The organism is Asanoa sp. NPDC049475, assembly GCF_040676915.1.
In the GTDB taxonomy this organism is placed as follows: domain Bacteria; phylum Actinomycetota; class Actinomycetes; order Mycobacteriales; family Micromonosporaceae; genus Asanoa.
On the sequence record NZ_JBFAPY010000005.1, the window covers coordinates 309,828 to 325,218 of the forward strand.

Below are 15,391 nucleotides of genomic sequence, written 5' to 3' on the forward strand. Positions count from 1 at the left end.
GCGCCCGGGGCGGTCTACCGCCCGGCCTCCGACAGCGACACCCCGGTGTCCGCGTCGAACAGGTGCGCACGGTCCAGGTCGACCGAGACGGTCAGTGGCTCGCCGGGCGTGCCGGCGATGGTGGGTCGTGCTTTGACCTTGACCATCTCCGTACCCACCCGGACGTCGACCACTGTGCGGTCACCGAGGGGCTCGAGCCCGTACAGCTCACCCGACAGCGACGCGTCCCCACGCTGCTCGACGGACAGGTCCTCCGCGCGCAGGCCCAGCAGCAGCGGACGACCGTCCTGCGCCGTGCTCCAGCGGGGTCGCGGCAGCGTCCAACCTTCCGCACCGACCAGACGGTCCCCTTCGGCGCGGCAGGCGAGCAGGCTGATCCGGGGGCTTCCGACGAATCCCGCGACCCACTGGTTGGCCGGACGCTCGTACACCTCGGTGGGGGTTCCGACCTGTTGCACCTGCCCCTCCTTGAGCACCGCGACCTGGTCGGCCATGGAGAGGGCCTCGACCTGGTCGTTGGTGACGTAGACGAAGGTCGCTCCGAGGCTGCGGTGGATGCGGGTGAGCTCGGTGCGCATCTCGACGCGGAGCTTGAGGTCGAGGTTCGTCAGCGGCTCGTCCATGAGGAACGCGCGCGGGCTGCGGACCAGCGCCCGGGCCAGGGCGACGCGCTGCATCTCACCGCCCGACAACTGCGCGGGACGACGCTGCAGCAGGCGTTCGATGTGCAGCAGGCTCGACATCCGCTCGACGGCAGCGGCGATCTCGCTCGACGAGCGGCGGCGGGCCCGCAGAGGCGAGGCGATGTTCTCGTACACCGTGTGTCGCGGGTAGAGGGCGTAGCTCTGGAAGACCATGGCCAGGTCGCGTGCGGCCGGGGAGTCACCGGTCGCGTCCCTGCCGTCGATATGCACCGACCCGGCGTCGAGCTTCTCGAGGCCGGCGATCGCTCGCAGGGTCGTCGTCTTGCCCGCCCCGGAAGGACCGAGCACGACGAAGAACGCACCGTCCGGCACGTCCAACGTCACCCCGTCCAGGGCCTGGACCTTGCCGTAGGACTTGCGCAGCCCCTGCACTGCCACGGTTCCCATCAGGCCACCAGCTCTTCCGTGCTCAGGTCGTAGACCGCGGGGGTCCCGCCGGTGTGCCGCAGCCCGACCGGTGCGTCAGTGGCGAAGCGGCCCGTCGGTGCCATCCGAACCCGCACGTCGCGCTCGCCGCCGTGGTCGACCACGTAGATGATTTCGTCGCCCAGCCACTCCGTCGAGACCACGCGGGCCGGCACCGAACCGTCCGTACCGGGTGCTGTCACTTCCAGTGCCTCCGGCCGGACTCCGGCGACCAGGCGACCGTCACGCGGTAGACCCGGCGGTGGCGTGAGGGCCAGTCCGCCCTTGCCGCGGAGCATCCCGTCGGCCACCTCCACGTCGATCAGGTTCATCGGCGGGGAGCCGATGAACGCGGCGCAGAACAAGCTCGCCGGCCGGTCGTAGACCTCCAGCGGTGTGCCGATCTGCTCGACGCGGCCCTTGTTGAGGATGGCGATCCGGTGACCGAGTGACATCGCCTCGACCTGGTCGTGGGTGACGTAGACCATCGTCGTCCCCAGCTCGCCCTGGAGGTGCTTGATCTCGGTGCGCATGTCCGCCCGCAGCTCCGCGTCCAGGTTGGTGAGCGGCTCGTCCATGAGGAACGCGCGCGGCCGGCGCACGAGGGCGCGGGCGAGCGCGACGCGCTGCTGCTCCCCACCGGAGAGCCGGCGCGGTCGCCGGTCCAGCAGCGGACCGAGCCGCATCAGCCGGGCGGCCTCGTCGACCCGCGCGCGCACCTCCGCCTTGGGCAGTCCCTCGGCCCGCAACGGAAACGCCAGGTTGTCACGGGTCTTCAGGTGCGGGTAGAGGGCGTAGAACTGGAACACCATGGCGATGTCGCGCTCGGCCGGCGGCAGGTCGTTGACCAGCGTGTCCCCGATGCGGATGTCGCCGGTCGTCTGCCTCTCCAGGCCGGCGATGGCGCGCAGCGTGGTCGTCTTGCCGCAACCCGACGGACCGAGCATCACGAACAGCTCACCGTCGTCAATGGACAGGTCCACGTGGTCGACCGCCACCGTGCCGTCCGGGTAGCGCTTGTGCAGCGCGGTCACCTCGATGCCCGCCATCAGCGTCGCACCGCCCCTAGTGTCACGCCGGCGACGAGGTGCTTGCGCACCAGCCAGGCGAAGACGAGCACCGGCAGGGCGAAGACCACGGAGGAGGCGGCCACCAGGCCCCAGTCCACAGTGGTGCCACCGATGAGGCCGGCGATGGCCGGTGGGGCCGTGCGCACCTCGTCGCTGGAGGTGAGGAAGATGGCGAACACGAACTCGTTCCACGAGAAGATGAGGGCGAACACCGCCGTCGCGGCGATGCCGGGCACGAGCAGGGGGAGGGTGAACTTCCGGAACGCCTGCAATCGGGTGTAGCCGTCGAGCATGGCGGCGTCCTCGTACTCCGCGGGCACCTCGTCGACGAACCCCTTCATCATCCAGATCGTGAACGGCAGGTTGAACGCCGCGTAGATGAGGATCAGGCCGAGCTCGGTGTCGATGAGGCCGACCTGCCGGTACATGAGGAAGATCGGGATCACGACGACGACGGGCGGCATGAAGCGCGTCGACAGGATGAAGAACAGCTGGTCCTTCTTGGCCTTCACGGCGAAGCGCGAGTACGCCCAGGCCGCCGGAACCCCCAGCACGGTGGCCAGCACCGTGGACACGCCGGCGACCACGATGGAGTTGAGGAACGAGACGGACAAGGGCGTGCGACCGCCGGAGGCGACGAACACGTCCTTGAAGTGGTCCATCGTGAACTGGAAATCGAAGAACTTGGCCGGGATCGCGTACACGTCCCGGTTCTCCTTGATGGACGTCTCGATCATCCACAGCACCGGGAAGAGCATCACGACGGCCAGCACGGCCAGCAGCGCGATTTCCAGCACGGAGCGGCCCCGGCCGGCGAGGCGGCGCGTGGGGGGCGCATTGCCCCTGACCGGGTCCGTGGACATGGCCTCGTTGACGGAGACGGCCATCAGTCCTCCTTGAGCTTGTTCAAGTACCGCAGGTAGAGCTGCGTGAGGACGATGACGACCAGGACCATGAGGATCCCGTACGCCGAGGCGGTTCCGGTGTTGAAGCCCAGGAACGCGACCTTGTAGACGTGGAAGGACAACGTCTCGGTGGAGACCCCCGGACCGCCGTTGGTGAGGATGTAGACCAGGTCGAAGAGCCGGAAGGCCTCGATGGCCCGGAACAGCACGGCGATGAGCAGTAGCGGCCACACCAGCGGCAGCGTGATCGTGCGGAACCGGAACCACTCGGACGCCCGGTCGATCGACGCGGCCTCGTAGAGGTATTTGGGCACCGCGGTGAGGCCGGCGAGTGCGATGAGCATGATGAACGGCGTCCACTGCCAGGTGTCGACCACGATCAGGGAGACCAGCGCCGTTCGCTGCCGGGTGAGCCATTCCACCGGTCCGATGCCGAGCGAGCCGAGCATGCTGTTGACCACGCCGAACTGCGCGTCGAGCATGAACCGCCAGAACAGCCCGACCACGACCGGCGACAGCATCATCGGCACGAGGAACACCGTGGTCAGCAGCCCTCGCCCGTGCGTGCGCCGGGAGATCAGGTAGGCGATGGCGAAACCGAGCACGGTCTGCAGGCCGACTGCGCCGACCACGTAGAGCAACGTCGTCAGGGCCCGCTGGTGGACCTGCGCCGACGTCAGGATGGCGCTGTAGTTCCCGAACCCGACGAAGCGGGCCGGCCCGCCGCGGGTGGCCGAGTAGTCGGTGAACGACAGGTACAACGCCCACAGCAACGGGAACACCGACATGGCGAGCAACAGCAGCAGCGCGGGGGAGATGAAGGCCACCGCGAGCCCACGGTCGCTCAACTGCCGGGACCGCCCCGGAGCGGGCGGCTTCGCGGCCGCCTGCTCCGGGGCGATCGTCAGAGGGACAGGGTCACTCACAGTCCGTCGCCGCCCTTGCGGTCGCTGGAGTCGAGCACGGCCTGCTGCTCCTTGGCGATGTCGTCGAGCGCTTCCTTCGGACTCTTCGCGCCGTTGAGAGCCGCGTTCACGTTGGTGTTCTCGATGTCGACGAGGCGCGCGTACTCGGGCACGTTCCACATGTCCCGCATCCGCGACACCGAGTCGGCGTACACCTTGTTGAACGGCCCGGCATTGAGGAACTCGGGCGACTCGATGGCGTCGGTGCGCGACGGCACGCCACCGGCCGCGGCCCACTTCTTCTGGATGTCAGGCTGCTCGAACCACTTCATGAAGTTGAGGGCCTCGGCCTGGTTCGCCTCGGCGGAGTACGCCGACACGTGCATCCCCATGCCGCCGAGCGGCACCAGGTTCGTCTTCTGGCTCGGCAGGGTGGCGAAGCCCAGCTTGCCGAGGATCTGCTCCCGCGTGGTGCCGAGTGTCGACTGCTTCGGGTCGAGCAGGCCGCCGCTGGCGGCGATCCAGTTGAACGCGATGCAGGCCTTGCCCTGGGCGACCGCCGCGTTCACCTCGTCGATGAACCAGTTGCCGGAGCCCGTGGCGGTCAACGGCTTCATCTTGTTGACCAGGACGTCCATCGCCTCCTGGCCCGCGGCGTCGTTGAGGACGCCGTCGATCTTGCGCGTCTTGGCGTCCCAGAGGTTGCCGCCGTAGACGCCGTTGACCGTGTTGTAGGTGACGGCCGCGGCGTCGGAGCCGTTGGCCTGGTGGAAGGCCAGCCCGCTGACGCCGGGGTTGTCCTTCTGACACTTGTCGGCGGCGGAGATCATCTCGTCCCAGGTCTGCGGCGGCTTGTCGCCGATCAGGTCCTTGCGGTAGATCATCGTCCAGGTGTCGCCGAGCAGCGGCAGCCCGTACAGGCTGGCGTTCTCGTCCCGCTTACCGGTCTCCGCCTGCGGGAACTGGCCGTACGCCGCCAGCAGGTAGGGGTTGTAGGCGTTGACGTCGATGTTGTTCTTCACGAAGTCGGTGATGTCGAGGATGTTGCCGTTGGTCACGGCCTCGCCGATGTGTTGCGAGTCCAGGATCGCGATGTCGAAGTCGGTCTTGCGCGCGGCGAACTGGGTGAACATCGCGTCGTGCCAGTTCGCGTTCGGCACGGTGTTGACCTTGACGGTCACGTTCGGCCGTAGCTTCTTGTACTCCGCGTTCGCGAAAGCTTCCAGCGCCTGGGCGGGCGGCCATTCGAACCAGATGAAACTGAGGGTCAGCGGGTCCTTGGTGAGCTCCGGGATGGTCGCCGGCGCCTTGGGGGCGCCCGCCTTCCCGCCGTCGTCCCCGCCGTCGCCGCAAGCGGCCAGGGTCGTGGCCACCAGCAGCATGGCCGCCGCCAGCCGCACCTTTCGATCGGGACCTCTTCGCTTTGGAAACCGCATGTTCGTGCCTGCTTTCGGGGTAGGGACTCCTAGGGCCTCGCTATGCGCTTCGCCGTGCGGTTGCTGGGTTGTTCAGGCGTGTCGCCGGGCCGTCGCAAGGGCGACCCGCGGACCGGAGGGGATCGAAGAAGAGCGATTTATGGCGGGTGCCGGATGGCGGTCACCCGCCTCGTTTCCTATACGATCGCCTGGGGGCGTCAGAATGCCGCAGCGTTGTGACTGATGTCAACGGGTTCGCGAGGACGCAGGAAAGGACCGCACGTCAGGATGGACGACCAAGCGACGAACGGGCGGGGCCGTAGGGCCGTGACGGGTGGAACGGCGCCGGGAAGAGCTGGCGGCCGGCTTGCCGACGAGGTGTACGACACGCTGCTCGGACAGCTGATGTCGCTGCGGATCGAGCCTGGCTCGCGCGTCACGATCGACGTCCTGGCGCGCGAGCTCGGGGTCTCCCAGACGCCGATCCGGGACGCTCTGAACCGCATGGAGGCCGAGGGTCTGGTCGTGCGTGTGCCCAACGCCGGATACCGCATCCCACCCCAGATCACCCGACACCGGTTCGAGGACATGCTCGAGGTCCGCCTGCTCCTCGAGCCGGCGGCGGCCCGCAGGTCCGCCGAGCGCGCGTCCTTGGAGCAGGTGGCCGGGCTGCGCCGGATGCTGGACGAGATGGCGGAGCTGGAGGGTGGCAACGGACCCATGGCCTATGGCGCGTTCGGGCTCCGCGACGCCGCTTTCCACGATCTCGTCGCGCTGAGCGCGGAGAACCAGGTCATCCGTGAGACGCTCGCTCGCCTGCACAGCCATGTGCACCTGTTCCGGCTGCACCGCGACGCCCAGGTCACCCACCTGGCCATGGCCGAGCACGAGGCGGTGGTGGCCGCGATCGCCGCGCGTGACCCCGACGCCGCCGCGTACGCGATGCGTCGGCACATCCTGCGGTCCGGCGACCGTTTTCGACGATTGTTCGATCAGGGCAAGGCCGCGGACGCAATGGCGGCTGAGTCTTGACGGGGGAGGGGGGCCGGGGAATGCTAACTCAATCGGATCGGATTGGATCCACCCCCGCCCGCCCCCAGATGCGAGGAGAAGCAGGTGCCCAGAGCGCTGCTCCTGACCGGCGACGCCGCTGAGGAGCTCGACACCATGTATCCCTACTATCGCGTGCAGGAGGGGGGCTGGGACGTCGACGTCTCGTCGCGGACGATGCGTGACGTGCAACTGGTCATCCACGAGTTCGACCCCAACTCCGACGCGTACGTGGAGAAGAACGGCCGCAAGCTGCCGGTCGACGTGCCCTGGGCCGACGTCGACGTCGAGCGCTACGACGCCCTGATCATCCCCGGGGGACGTGCCCCCGAGTGGATCCGGGTCGACGCCGACGTCAGGCGCATCACCGAGCACTTCTTCGCCCGCAACCTCCCCATCGCGTTGGTGTGCCACGGCGCCCAGGTGCCGGCGGTCTACGGGCTGCTGAAGGGTCGCAAGACGGCGTGCTTCCCGCCGATCACCGGTGACATGGAGAACGCGGGCGCGACGGTCATCGACGCTCCCGACGTCGTCGACGGCAACCTCGTCTCCTGCCGCGGCTGGCCCGACATGCCGCAGTTTGGCCGGGCGATGATGGAGCTCTTCGCGAAGTCCGTCGACTCCGCATGACCATTGCCGGCCAGCCCCGGTGACAGTCATGGTGGACGGCTCGCCGGTGCACGTCTTCGAGAGCGGCACCGGGCCGGCGGTGCTGATGCTGCACGGCTCCGGACCCGGCACGACCGGGTCCGGGGCCTGGGCGACGACGGCGCAGGCGCTGGGCACGTCCTGGCACGTGGTGGCCCCTGACCAGGCGGGGTTCGGCCGCACACCCGTCCCGGCGGGCTCCAGGGGCGGGCTCCGGCTGTGGACGGAGCGGGCCGGTCGCCTGATGGACGCGCTCGGCATCGAGTCCTACGCCGTGGTCGGCCACTCCATGGGTGGCGCGGTGGCGCTGGCGTTGGCGGCCGCGCGCCCGCGGCAGGTCACCGGCGTCGTGGCGGTCTCGACGATGGGCACGCCCGGGGCGCCGCTGTCCGCCGAGCTCGACGCGATCTGGGCGACCCCGCCCGGCCCGCTCGGCGCACGAGACATGCTGAGCCGCCTGGTCCTCGACCAGGCGCTCGTGACCGACGCGGCCGTCGACGCGCGCGCGGCCGCGATGCGAACGGGGGCGGCCGCGTACGCGTCGCTGTTCCCTCCACCTAGGACACGGTGGAACGACGACCTCACCCTGTCGGCGCCCACGCTGGCCGCGATCCACGCGCCGGTACTACTCGTCCACGGCGCCGAGGACCGCGTCACCCCGCTGCGGACGGCGGCCCTGCCGCTGCTGGACCACCTGGCCGACGTCCGCCTGCACGTACTCGGCAGATGCGGACACGTGCCGGCGCTCGAGCACCCGCACGAGTTCACGCAACTGCTGTCGTGCTTCCTGCGCCAGGACCGCGGCCACTGATCGTCGCGGCAGGTGCGGACGTGATCCGCTAGTCGGAGAACGCTCCAGGTGCAGGGGAGAGCCCACTGTGTCGGCGAACCATGAGGAGAAGTCGCTGTCGCCGCCTGGTCTTGGCAGAACCGCCTGGGCGCTGACACCCACGCGATCATGGGGTTGCCGGCGAGCAGCAACCCCATGATCGACGGCTGGATCAGGTGGTGCAGCGGACCGCGTCGAGGATGACCTCGGCGACGACGTCCGGGCGGCTGACCAGCGACAGGTGGCCGGCCCTCACCTCGGTGATCTTGGTGTTGGCGCGGTTGGCCATCATCAGCTGCTGTGCCGGCGGGATGACCTTGTCCTCGGTGCCGAGAACCCACCAGGAGGGGATGGTCTCCCACGCGGGCTCGCCCGAGGGCTCCGCGCCGGCGCTTTCCGCGAACGGGCGCTGGATGGTGTAGAGGACGTTCGCCGTCGGGGCGGGCACGAGGTTGGCGAAGGACTCCAGGAAGACGTCCTTCTTGAGGTAGAGGTCGACGTCGCCGGCCGGTGCGTTGGGGTACGGGACCGCGTCGAAGGTCTCGGCCGGGTCGCCGGCGAGGGCGGAGTCGGGTCCGGAGAGCTCGAAGACTTTCTCGCCCTGCGCGGGCGCGAACGCGTCGACGTACACCAGTGCCTTGACGTTGTGGTTGCCGAGGGCCGCGTTGGTGATGACCGCTCCGCCGTACGAGTGTCCGGCCAGGATGATCGGTCCGGGGATCGTGGACAGGAAGTCCGCGATCGTCTCGGAGTCGGTCGTCACGCTGCGCAGCGTGTTCGGGGGGACGCGGACGTCGTAGCCCGCGTCCAACAGCCGCGAGGTGACGCCGTTCCACGAGGAGCCGTCGGCCCAGGCGCCGTGCACGAGCACGATGGTCGGCTTGGGCTCAGATGGATGGCCGCCGCCGTCGCTCGCCGCCGAGGCGGTTCCGGCGGGGGTGAGGGCCAGGGCCATCAGGGTCGCTACTGTGATCATTTGGAGCAGGTGGCGCCACCACGGGCTGGTGCCGCGCACGCCTAACGTCGAGTGGGTCCCATTCAACGAAAGCCTCCTATGTAGCGGTTGCTGTCGGTCGGCGCCAGCTACGCGGTGGGAGGGCTGGCCTCCCGGCGGCCGCGAGCTCCGCGATCGACGCGCTGAACTCGGTCCGCGTGGCCAGCTGCTTGAAACCCGCTCCGATGAGGACATCGACGACGTCGTCGGTACGTGTCGGCTCGTACCTCAGCTCGGCGGCGTTGAGGAAGTGGGCACCGACCACGTGCGCGCTGCCGACCGCGGCCGGGCCGTAGCGGAGCAGGACGACCCCGTCGACGGCGATCTTGGCGTTGCCCTCGGCCACCACCCGCACGGAGCGGTAGGTGAGGTCGGTCGCGACCGCGTCGGCCAGGCCAGGTCGCTCGGTGGCGTTCCAGACGTTGACCTTGATCTCCTCGTTCCGTTTGAAGGTCAGGTCGACCGTCGGCCATCCGGCCGGGCACGCGGGGCCGGCGGCGCGGCCACGCTGCGAGTCACTCAGGTATTCGTCCGAAAGTCGTGGTCTCGCTCGCCGCCCGGAGTAGGGGTTCTGGTCTCGAAACGAAGGCGCCGGTAGGCACCAGAACGTTGCGTTTGGCGGCGCTTGTGTCCTTCCGTCATGGGCTGTTACTACGTTGTAAACAACTTCTTTACAACGTCGTAAAGCGCTTGTAGCGTGGCGCCAACCGTCAGTCATCGTGGGTGCCCCGATGGACGTGTTCACCCCACTCTGGCGGTCGCGATCTATGGAAGAAGGGGTAGTGAGAGTCTTGCAACTGAGTAAGCGGTTCCGAGGGGCTCTGAGACCAATCGCGGCTGTCGTGCTCGCTTCGGCGATGGTGCTGAGCGTGTCGAGCGCGGCGCACGCCGAGGACGGGGTCGACCTGACGCCCGGTCCGCACGTCATCGCGGATCCGAGCTCGCCGACGGGCTACACAGGACACTTCGTGTACTACAACCCGAGCGCGACCAGCGTGCGGTTCGTCGCGGACATCCTGCTGCGCAACTGGGCCGACCAGACCGACACGACGATCTACCAGCCGCAGCAGTACCGACCCGGCCTGATGCGTGGCGCCGGCGCGTACGACGTGCAGATGACCAACGCCGGCGACGGCTACTGGGTCACCGACGTGCCTCTCGCGGCCGGTCCGAACCAGTACTGGTTCTACGTCAACAACAACACCAGCCTGTGGGTGACCGACCCGGCGAACTCGCCGATCTACGCCCCGGACGGCCTGACCGGCACCGCCCGGCGCGCCTTCAACAGGGTCAACGTGCCGTACGACGCGGAGAAGCAGAACTACGCGCCGCTGGGGGACCGGGTGATCGCGAACCCGCGGCCAGACACGCCGAAGGGCACGTGGAGCTACGTGCCGATCCAGATCGGCACGGCCACCCGGACGCTCGGCGTCTACCTTCCGCCGGGGTACGACCCCGACCGCGCTGCGCCTTACAAGACGATCTACATGCAGCACGGCAGCGGCCAGGACCAGTCCGACTGGATGAACATCGGCAGCGTGCCGGTCGTCATGGACAACCTGATCGCCGACGGGCAGACCGAGCCCGCCGTCGTGGTGACGACGAACTCCCAGTACATGGGTGCCTCGCCGTACACGACGAACCTCGAGGGCATCATCATCCCGTTCGTCCAGAGCCACTACAACGTCTCGACCGACCGGATGGACCGGGCGTTCGCCGGCCTGTCGATGGGCGCGTCGATGACGATCAACATCATCAACAACAACCCGCTGCGCTTCGGCTACTACGGGGCCTTCAGCTGGACCCCGCCGCCGCGCACGACCACGGCGAACATCAAGCAGGCCTACGTCTACCTGGGCTGCGGTGCGTGGGACAACCTGAACCTGTGCGTGACGCAGGCCCAGCTCGACGCGATGAACGGCCTGGTCAACTACAAGTTCGACAAGATCGCGGGCGGCCACGACTTCAACGCCTGGCCCCAGCTCTTCGCCAACTTCGCCAGGAACTACGTGTGGCAGCGCGGTGCGTTCGTCAACGGCGCCCCGGTGTTCGCCGCCGGCGACGAGTCGCCGTCGGTCGACGAGAGCCAGGAGCTGTCGTTCGGTGTCGAGGCGACGGACCCCGACGGTGACGCGCTGACGTACTCGGCCAGCGGCCTGCCCGCGGGCGCGAGCTTCGACCCGGCGACCCGGCGGTTCTCGTGGACCCCCGGTTTCACGCAGGCCGGGACCTACACGGTCACCTTCACCGCCACCGACGGTACGAAGTCGTACAGCCTGTCGTCCAGCAAGGACGTCACCATCACGGTCCGCGACGTGCCCGCGCCGGCAGCCGAGACGGCACCGTCCATCAGCGGCACCGCCGAGGTCAACGCCGTCCTCACCGCCAACCCCGGCACGTGGGACGTCGAGGGCACCACCTTCGCCTACCAGTGGTCGGTCGACGGTCAGGCGATCGCCGGTGCCACCGGCGCCAAGCTGGTGGTGACGCCGAACCTGTCCGGCAAGGCGGTCACCGTCACGGTGACGGCGAGCGCCGCCGGCCGCCCTGACGGCAGCGCCACGTCAGCGCCGGTGACCGTCAAGACGGTCGCGACGTGGGCGGCGACGGCCGTCTACAACGCCGGTGACCTCGTCGTCCACAACGGAAAGCTCTACAAGGCCGGCTGGTGGACGCAGAACCAGGCACCGGGCGACCCGGCCGGGGCGTGGCAGGAGCTGGCCGTCACGGCGGACGGATCCACGGCATGGACGGCGTCGCGGACCTTCGACACCGGCGAGCAGGCCTACTACCAGGGCAGGCTGTACCGCGCCCAATGGTGGACCCGGAACCAGACGCCGGGCGATCCGAATGGCCCCTGGGCCGAGATCGTGACCACGCCCGCCGGCGCGCCGAATTGGGCCGCGACCACGATTTATACCGCAGGTGACAAGGTCACCTATCAGGGCCACGTCTATCAGGCCCAGTGGTGGACGAGAAATGTCGCTCCCGGGGGCGCCGGTGGTCCTTGGAAGCTGATCTCCTAACGGTTTCCGCAGCGAATAGTCAGCCGGGGTCGAGCCAATCGGCCCCGGCCAATTCGGCGTTGCCGTTAATTGTCGGCCAGCCATTCTTGACAACATCGGAAACGCGTTCTTTACAACGTCGTAAATCGACGATAGTTTTGCTCCCGAGCGTCACTCGGCGCTCACCGGCCGTTCAAGGAGGAACGTTGATACGCGTTCTGCAATTGCGGAGACGACCCGGAGGGGACTCGGGCAGTCGCGCCGTGGCCCGCAAGTCAGTCGCGGCTGTCGCGCTCGCTTCGGCAATGATGCTGAGCATGTCGAGCGTGGCGCATGCGGAGGACGGGGTGGACCTGACTCCTGGTCCGCACGTCATCGCGGATCCGAGCTCGCCGACGGGCTACACGGGGCACTTCGTGTACTACAACCCGACCGCGACCAGCGTGCGGTTCGTCGGGGACATCCTGCTGCGCAACTGGGCTGACCCCACCGACACGACCGTGTACCAGCCGCAGCAGTTCCGACCCGGTCTCATGCGTGGTGGCGGCGGCTACGACGTGCAGATGACGAACGCCGGCAACGGTTACTGGGTCACCGACGTGCCCCTGGCCGCGGGCGCGAACCAGTACTGGTTCTATGTGGACAACAACACGAGCCTGTGGGTGAGCGACCCGGCGAACTCGCCGATCTACGCCCCGGACGGCCTGACCGGCACCGCCCGGCGCGCCTTCAACAAGGTCTTCGTGCCCTACGACGCGGAGAAGCAGAACTTCGCACCGTTGGCCGCGCGGCAGATCGAGCTCTACCGGCCGAACGCGCCGCACGGCACGTGGAGCTACGTGCCGATCCAGATCGGCACCACCAGCCGCACGGTCGGCGTCTACGTCCCGCCCGGCTACGACCCCGACCGGGCCGAGCCGTACAAGACGATCTACATGCAGCACGGCGGCGGCCAGGACCAGTCGGACTGGATGAACATGGGCGACGTGCCCGTCATCATGGACAACCTGCTCCAGGACGGGCAGACCGAGCCGGCGGTCGTCATCACGACGAACACGAACTACCTCGGCAGCTCCGCCCAGGGCTACCCCATCCTGCGCGACGTCGTGATCCCGTTCGTCGAGAGCAACTACCACGTCTCGACGCAGGCGAAGGACCGGGCGTTCGCCGGTCTGTCCGCGGGCGCGGCGGTCACCTCCAACCTCATCAACTTCGATGCGACGAAGTTCGGGTACTACGGGGTGTGGAGCGGTGGCGTCGGCGTCCGCAACACCACGGCGAACCTCAACGTGCCGTACATCCTGTTCGGTGGCGGGGCGTGGGACTTCGGGTTGCCCAACCCGAACCAGGTCGCCGCACTGACCAACGCCAACGTGAAGAACGTCGTGGTCGCCGGTGCCCACGACTTCAACACCTGGAACCAGCTGTTCACGACCTTCGCGCGGGACTACCTGTGGCAGCGCGGGGCGTTCGTCAACGGCGCCCCGGCGTTCGCCGCAGGCGGTGAGACACAGTCTGTCGACGAGAACCGGAAGCTGACCTTCACCGTCTCGGCGACCGACCCCGACGGTGACGCGCTCACGTACTCGGCCGACGGCCTGCCAGCGGGGGCGAGCTTCGACCCGGCGACGCGGCAGTTCTCGTGGACTCCGGGCTACGACCAGGCCGGCACCTACACGGTCACCTTCAAGGCCAGCGACGGCACCAAGTCGTACAGCCTGTCGGGAACCAAGCAGGTGACGATCACGGTGCGGGACGTGCCCAACTGGAGCTCGTCCACGGTGTACACCGAGGGGAACCAGGTGAGCTACCACGGCTCGACCTGGAAGGCCTCGTGGTGGACGCGGAACCAGACGCCGGGCGACCCCTACGGACCGTGGCAGGAGCTGCTGGTCGCCGACGACGGCACCGCGATCTGGACGCCGACGCGCATCTTCGTGAGCGGAGATGTCGTCGTCCACCAGGGCAAGCGCTACGTGGCGCAGTGGTGGACCCGCAACCAGACACCCACGACTCCGTACGGACCGTGGAAGCTCGTGCCCTGACCCATCCCACCCCCGTAAGAAGCCGGCCGCGTCACCGAGAGGTGGCGCGGCCGGTCGGGTGTGTCAGTGCTCCAGCACCGACGGGCTGACGGCGGAGGCGAGGCCCGGCTCCGGGTCCACGAATCCGGTGGACTCGCGTGCCGCGACCCGGTAGTCGGCCAGGATCTGCCGCGGCGGCGCCGGGTCGCCCTTCTCGTTGATCCGCTCGATCAGGAGGTCGACGGCGACCTCCGCGATCTGGTCCCGGCCGGGATCGACACTCGACATAGACGGCACCGAGAAGCGCGCCTCGTCGATGTTGTCGAGCCCGATCACCGCGACGTCCTCCGGGACGCGAACGCCGGCCTGGCCCAGGGTGCGCAGCGCGCCGAGCCCGAGGGTGTCGTTGAACGTGAAGACGCCGTCGAACTCGACGCCGTCGGCCAGCAGGTCGCGCATCGCGGCGGCGCCGTTCTCGCGGTGCCACGGTGCGGCGACCCGCACGAGCGCCGGGTCGTAGGCGATGCCCGCCGCGGCCAGCGCCTCGCGGTAGCCGCGGACGCGCAGGTTCGCCGACCGGATGTCGTCCTGATGGGTCGGGTGCGCTCCGATCACCGCGATGCGCCGGCGGCCGATCTCGAGCAGGTGCTCGGTGGCCGCGCGGGCCGAGCCCACGTTGTGCATCGTGACGTGGTCGGTGGGGCCGTCGAACATGCGCTCGCCGAGCAGCACCAACGGGAAAGGCACCTGCAGCAGCGCGATGTCGTCCTGGCCGAGCTGCTCGGGACTGAAGAGCAGCCCGTCGGTCAGCCGCAGCCGGTGCCCGGACAGCACCGCGATCTCGCCCTCCCGCGTGGCACCCGTCTGGTCGACGAGCACCGCGACATCGCGGCGCTCGGCCGCGCGGATGACGGCGTCGGCGAGCTCGGCGAAGTAGTTCTGACGCAGTTCCGGGATGGCGAGGCCAATTACGCCGGTCTTGCCCGAGCGCAGTCCCCGCGCCGAGAGATTGGGGCGATAGTCGAGCTGGGCGATCGCCGAGCGCACCCGCTCGCGCGTCGCGGGGCGCACGTGCGGAAAGTCGTTGATGACATTTGAAACCGTCTTGACCGATACCCCGGCGACGCGCGCGACGTCGTGCATGGTGGCGGCCATCGGAATCTCCTCATCGCGCGGCGTCCGCGTTGAAGCGGTCGTGAGCTGAGTGTAGCGGCGTGGTGCCGGCGCTCGGCCGAGCGAGATGCGCGTCCGGTGCGACCAAACCATACGCGGTGCCAGTGGTTGGGGAGTGTGCGGAATCCCGCGGGCGCGGAAAGAATCGCGGATCGGTTCGGGGCCCCGCCGATGTCTTGACAGCGTGCGGGCTCTCCGCGATAGTCCCTTACAACGTTGGAAATGCAACGTGAGAAAACGCGTCCAGGGCGCGGAGCGGGTCAG

The 15,391-nt window shown here is 68.6% G+C and carries 13 protein-coding genes; 5 read left to right on the top strand and 8 right to left on the bottom strand.

Annotated elements, in window-relative coordinates:
• Nucleotides 1–14 precede the first annotated feature (14 nt).
• From AB0J88_RS21460 to AB0J88_RS21480, 5 genes are read right to left on the bottom strand one after another with little or no spacing between them, the layout of a single operon-like run.
• Nucleotides 15–1,091: an ABC transporter ATP-binding protein gene (locus tag AB0J88_RS21460; RefSeq protein WP_364353831.1), complete on the bottom strand. Its 1,077-nt coding sequence runs from the start codon at nt 1,089–1,091 to the stop codon at nt 15–17.
• Nucleotides 1,091–2,158 (bottom strand): ABC transporter ATP-binding protein, encoded by a 1,068-nt coding sequence (locus AB0J88_RS21465; protein ID WP_364353834.1) that lies wholly within the window; start codon nt 2,156–2,158, stop codon nt 1,091–1,093. The genes AB0J88_RS21460 and AB0J88_RS21465 overlap by 1 nt, the downstream gene beginning before the upstream one ends.
• On the bottom strand, nt 2,158–3,066 hold the full coding sequence (locus AB0J88_RS21470) for a carbohydrate ABC transporter permease (protein ID WP_364353837.1): 909 nt from the start codon (nt 3,064–3,066) through the stop codon (nt 2,158–2,160). Before AB0J88_RS21470 ends, AB0J88_RS21465 begins: the two co-directional genes overlap by 1 nt.
• Entirely contained in the window at nt 3,066–4,010 is a 945-nt protein-coding gene (locus AB0J88_RS21475; RefSeq protein ID WP_364353840.1) for a sugar ABC transporter permease, read from the bottom strand. Before AB0J88_RS21475 ends, AB0J88_RS21470 begins: the two co-directional genes overlap by 1 nt.
• A complete protein-coding gene (locus AB0J88_RS21480; protein WP_364737957.1) occupies nt 4,007–5,425 on the bottom strand; it encodes an extracellular solute-binding protein in 1,419 nt (472 codons plus the stop codon). The genes AB0J88_RS21475 and AB0J88_RS21480 overlap by 4 nt, the downstream gene beginning before the upstream one ends.
• 306 nt (nt 5,426–5,731) lie before the next feature.
• Here AB0J88_RS21480 and AB0J88_RS21485 point away from each other — a divergent pair, with 306 nt between their 5' ends.
• The 3 genes from AB0J88_RS21485 to AB0J88_RS21495 all read left to right on the top strand — a co-directional run bounded on the left by AB0J88_RS21485 (nt 5,732) and on the right by AB0J88_RS21495 (nt 7,913).
• Nucleotides 5,732–6,436: a GntR family transcriptional regulator gene (locus tag AB0J88_RS21485; protein ID WP_364353845.1), complete on the top strand. Its 705-nt coding sequence runs from the start codon at nt 5,732–5,734 to the stop codon at nt 6,434–6,436.
• An 84-nt stretch (nt 6,437–6,520) separates the two neighbouring features.
• On the top strand, nt 6,521–7,084 hold the full coding sequence (locus AB0J88_RS21490; RefSeq protein WP_364353847.1) for a DJ-1/PfpI family protein: 564 nt from the start codon (nt 6,521–6,523) through the stop codon (nt 7,082–7,084).
• A gap of 28 nt (nt 7,085–7,112) precedes the next feature.
• Nucleotides 7,113–7,913: an alpha/beta hydrolase gene (locus tag AB0J88_RS21495; protein WP_364353932.1), complete on the top strand. Its 801-nt coding sequence runs from the start codon at nt 7,113–7,115 to the stop codon at nt 7,911–7,913.
• A 190-nt stretch (nt 7,914–8,103) separates the two neighbouring features.
• Here the strand turns inward: AB0J88_RS21495 and AB0J88_RS21500 are convergent, their stop codons facing one another.
• Both AB0J88_RS21500 and AB0J88_RS21505 read right to left on the bottom strand, forming a co-directional pair.
• On the bottom strand, nt 8,104–8,907 hold the full coding sequence (locus AB0J88_RS21500; protein WP_364353850.1) for an alpha/beta hydrolase: 804 nt from the start codon (nt 8,905–8,907) through the stop codon (nt 8,104–8,106).
• Nucleotides 8,908–8,983: 76 nt separating this feature from the next.
• Nucleotides 8,984–9,853: a LytR C-terminal domain-containing protein gene (locus AB0J88_RS21505; protein WP_364353853.1), complete on the bottom strand. Its 870-nt coding sequence runs from the start codon at nt 9,851–9,853 to the stop codon at nt 8,984–8,986.
• Here AB0J88_RS21505 and AB0J88_RS21510 point away from each other — a divergent pair.
• Complete coding sequence (locus tag AB0J88_RS21510) at nt 9,795–11,951, top strand: carbohydrate-binding protein (RefSeq protein ID WP_364353856.1); 2,157 nt, start codon at nt 9,795–9,797, stop codon at nt 11,949–11,951. The two genes, AB0J88_RS21505 and AB0J88_RS21510, sit on opposite strands and share 59 nt — an antisense overlap.
• Before the next feature lie 296 nt (nt 11,952–12,247).
• On the top strand, nt 12,248–13,975 hold the full coding sequence (locus AB0J88_RS21515; protein WP_364353858.1) for a putative Ig domain-containing protein: 1,728 nt from the start codon (nt 12,248–12,250) through the stop codon (nt 13,973–13,975).
• Between the two features lie 63 nt (nt 13,976–14,038).
• Here AB0J88_RS21515 and AB0J88_RS21520 read toward each other — a convergent pair whose 3' ends face one another.
• Complete coding sequence (locus AB0J88_RS21520) at nt 14,039–15,109, bottom strand: LacI family DNA-binding transcriptional regulator (RefSeq protein ID WP_364353860.1); 1,071 nt, start codon at nt 15,107–15,109, stop codon at nt 14,039–14,041.
• Nucleotides 15,110–15,391: the final 282 nt, after the last annotated feature.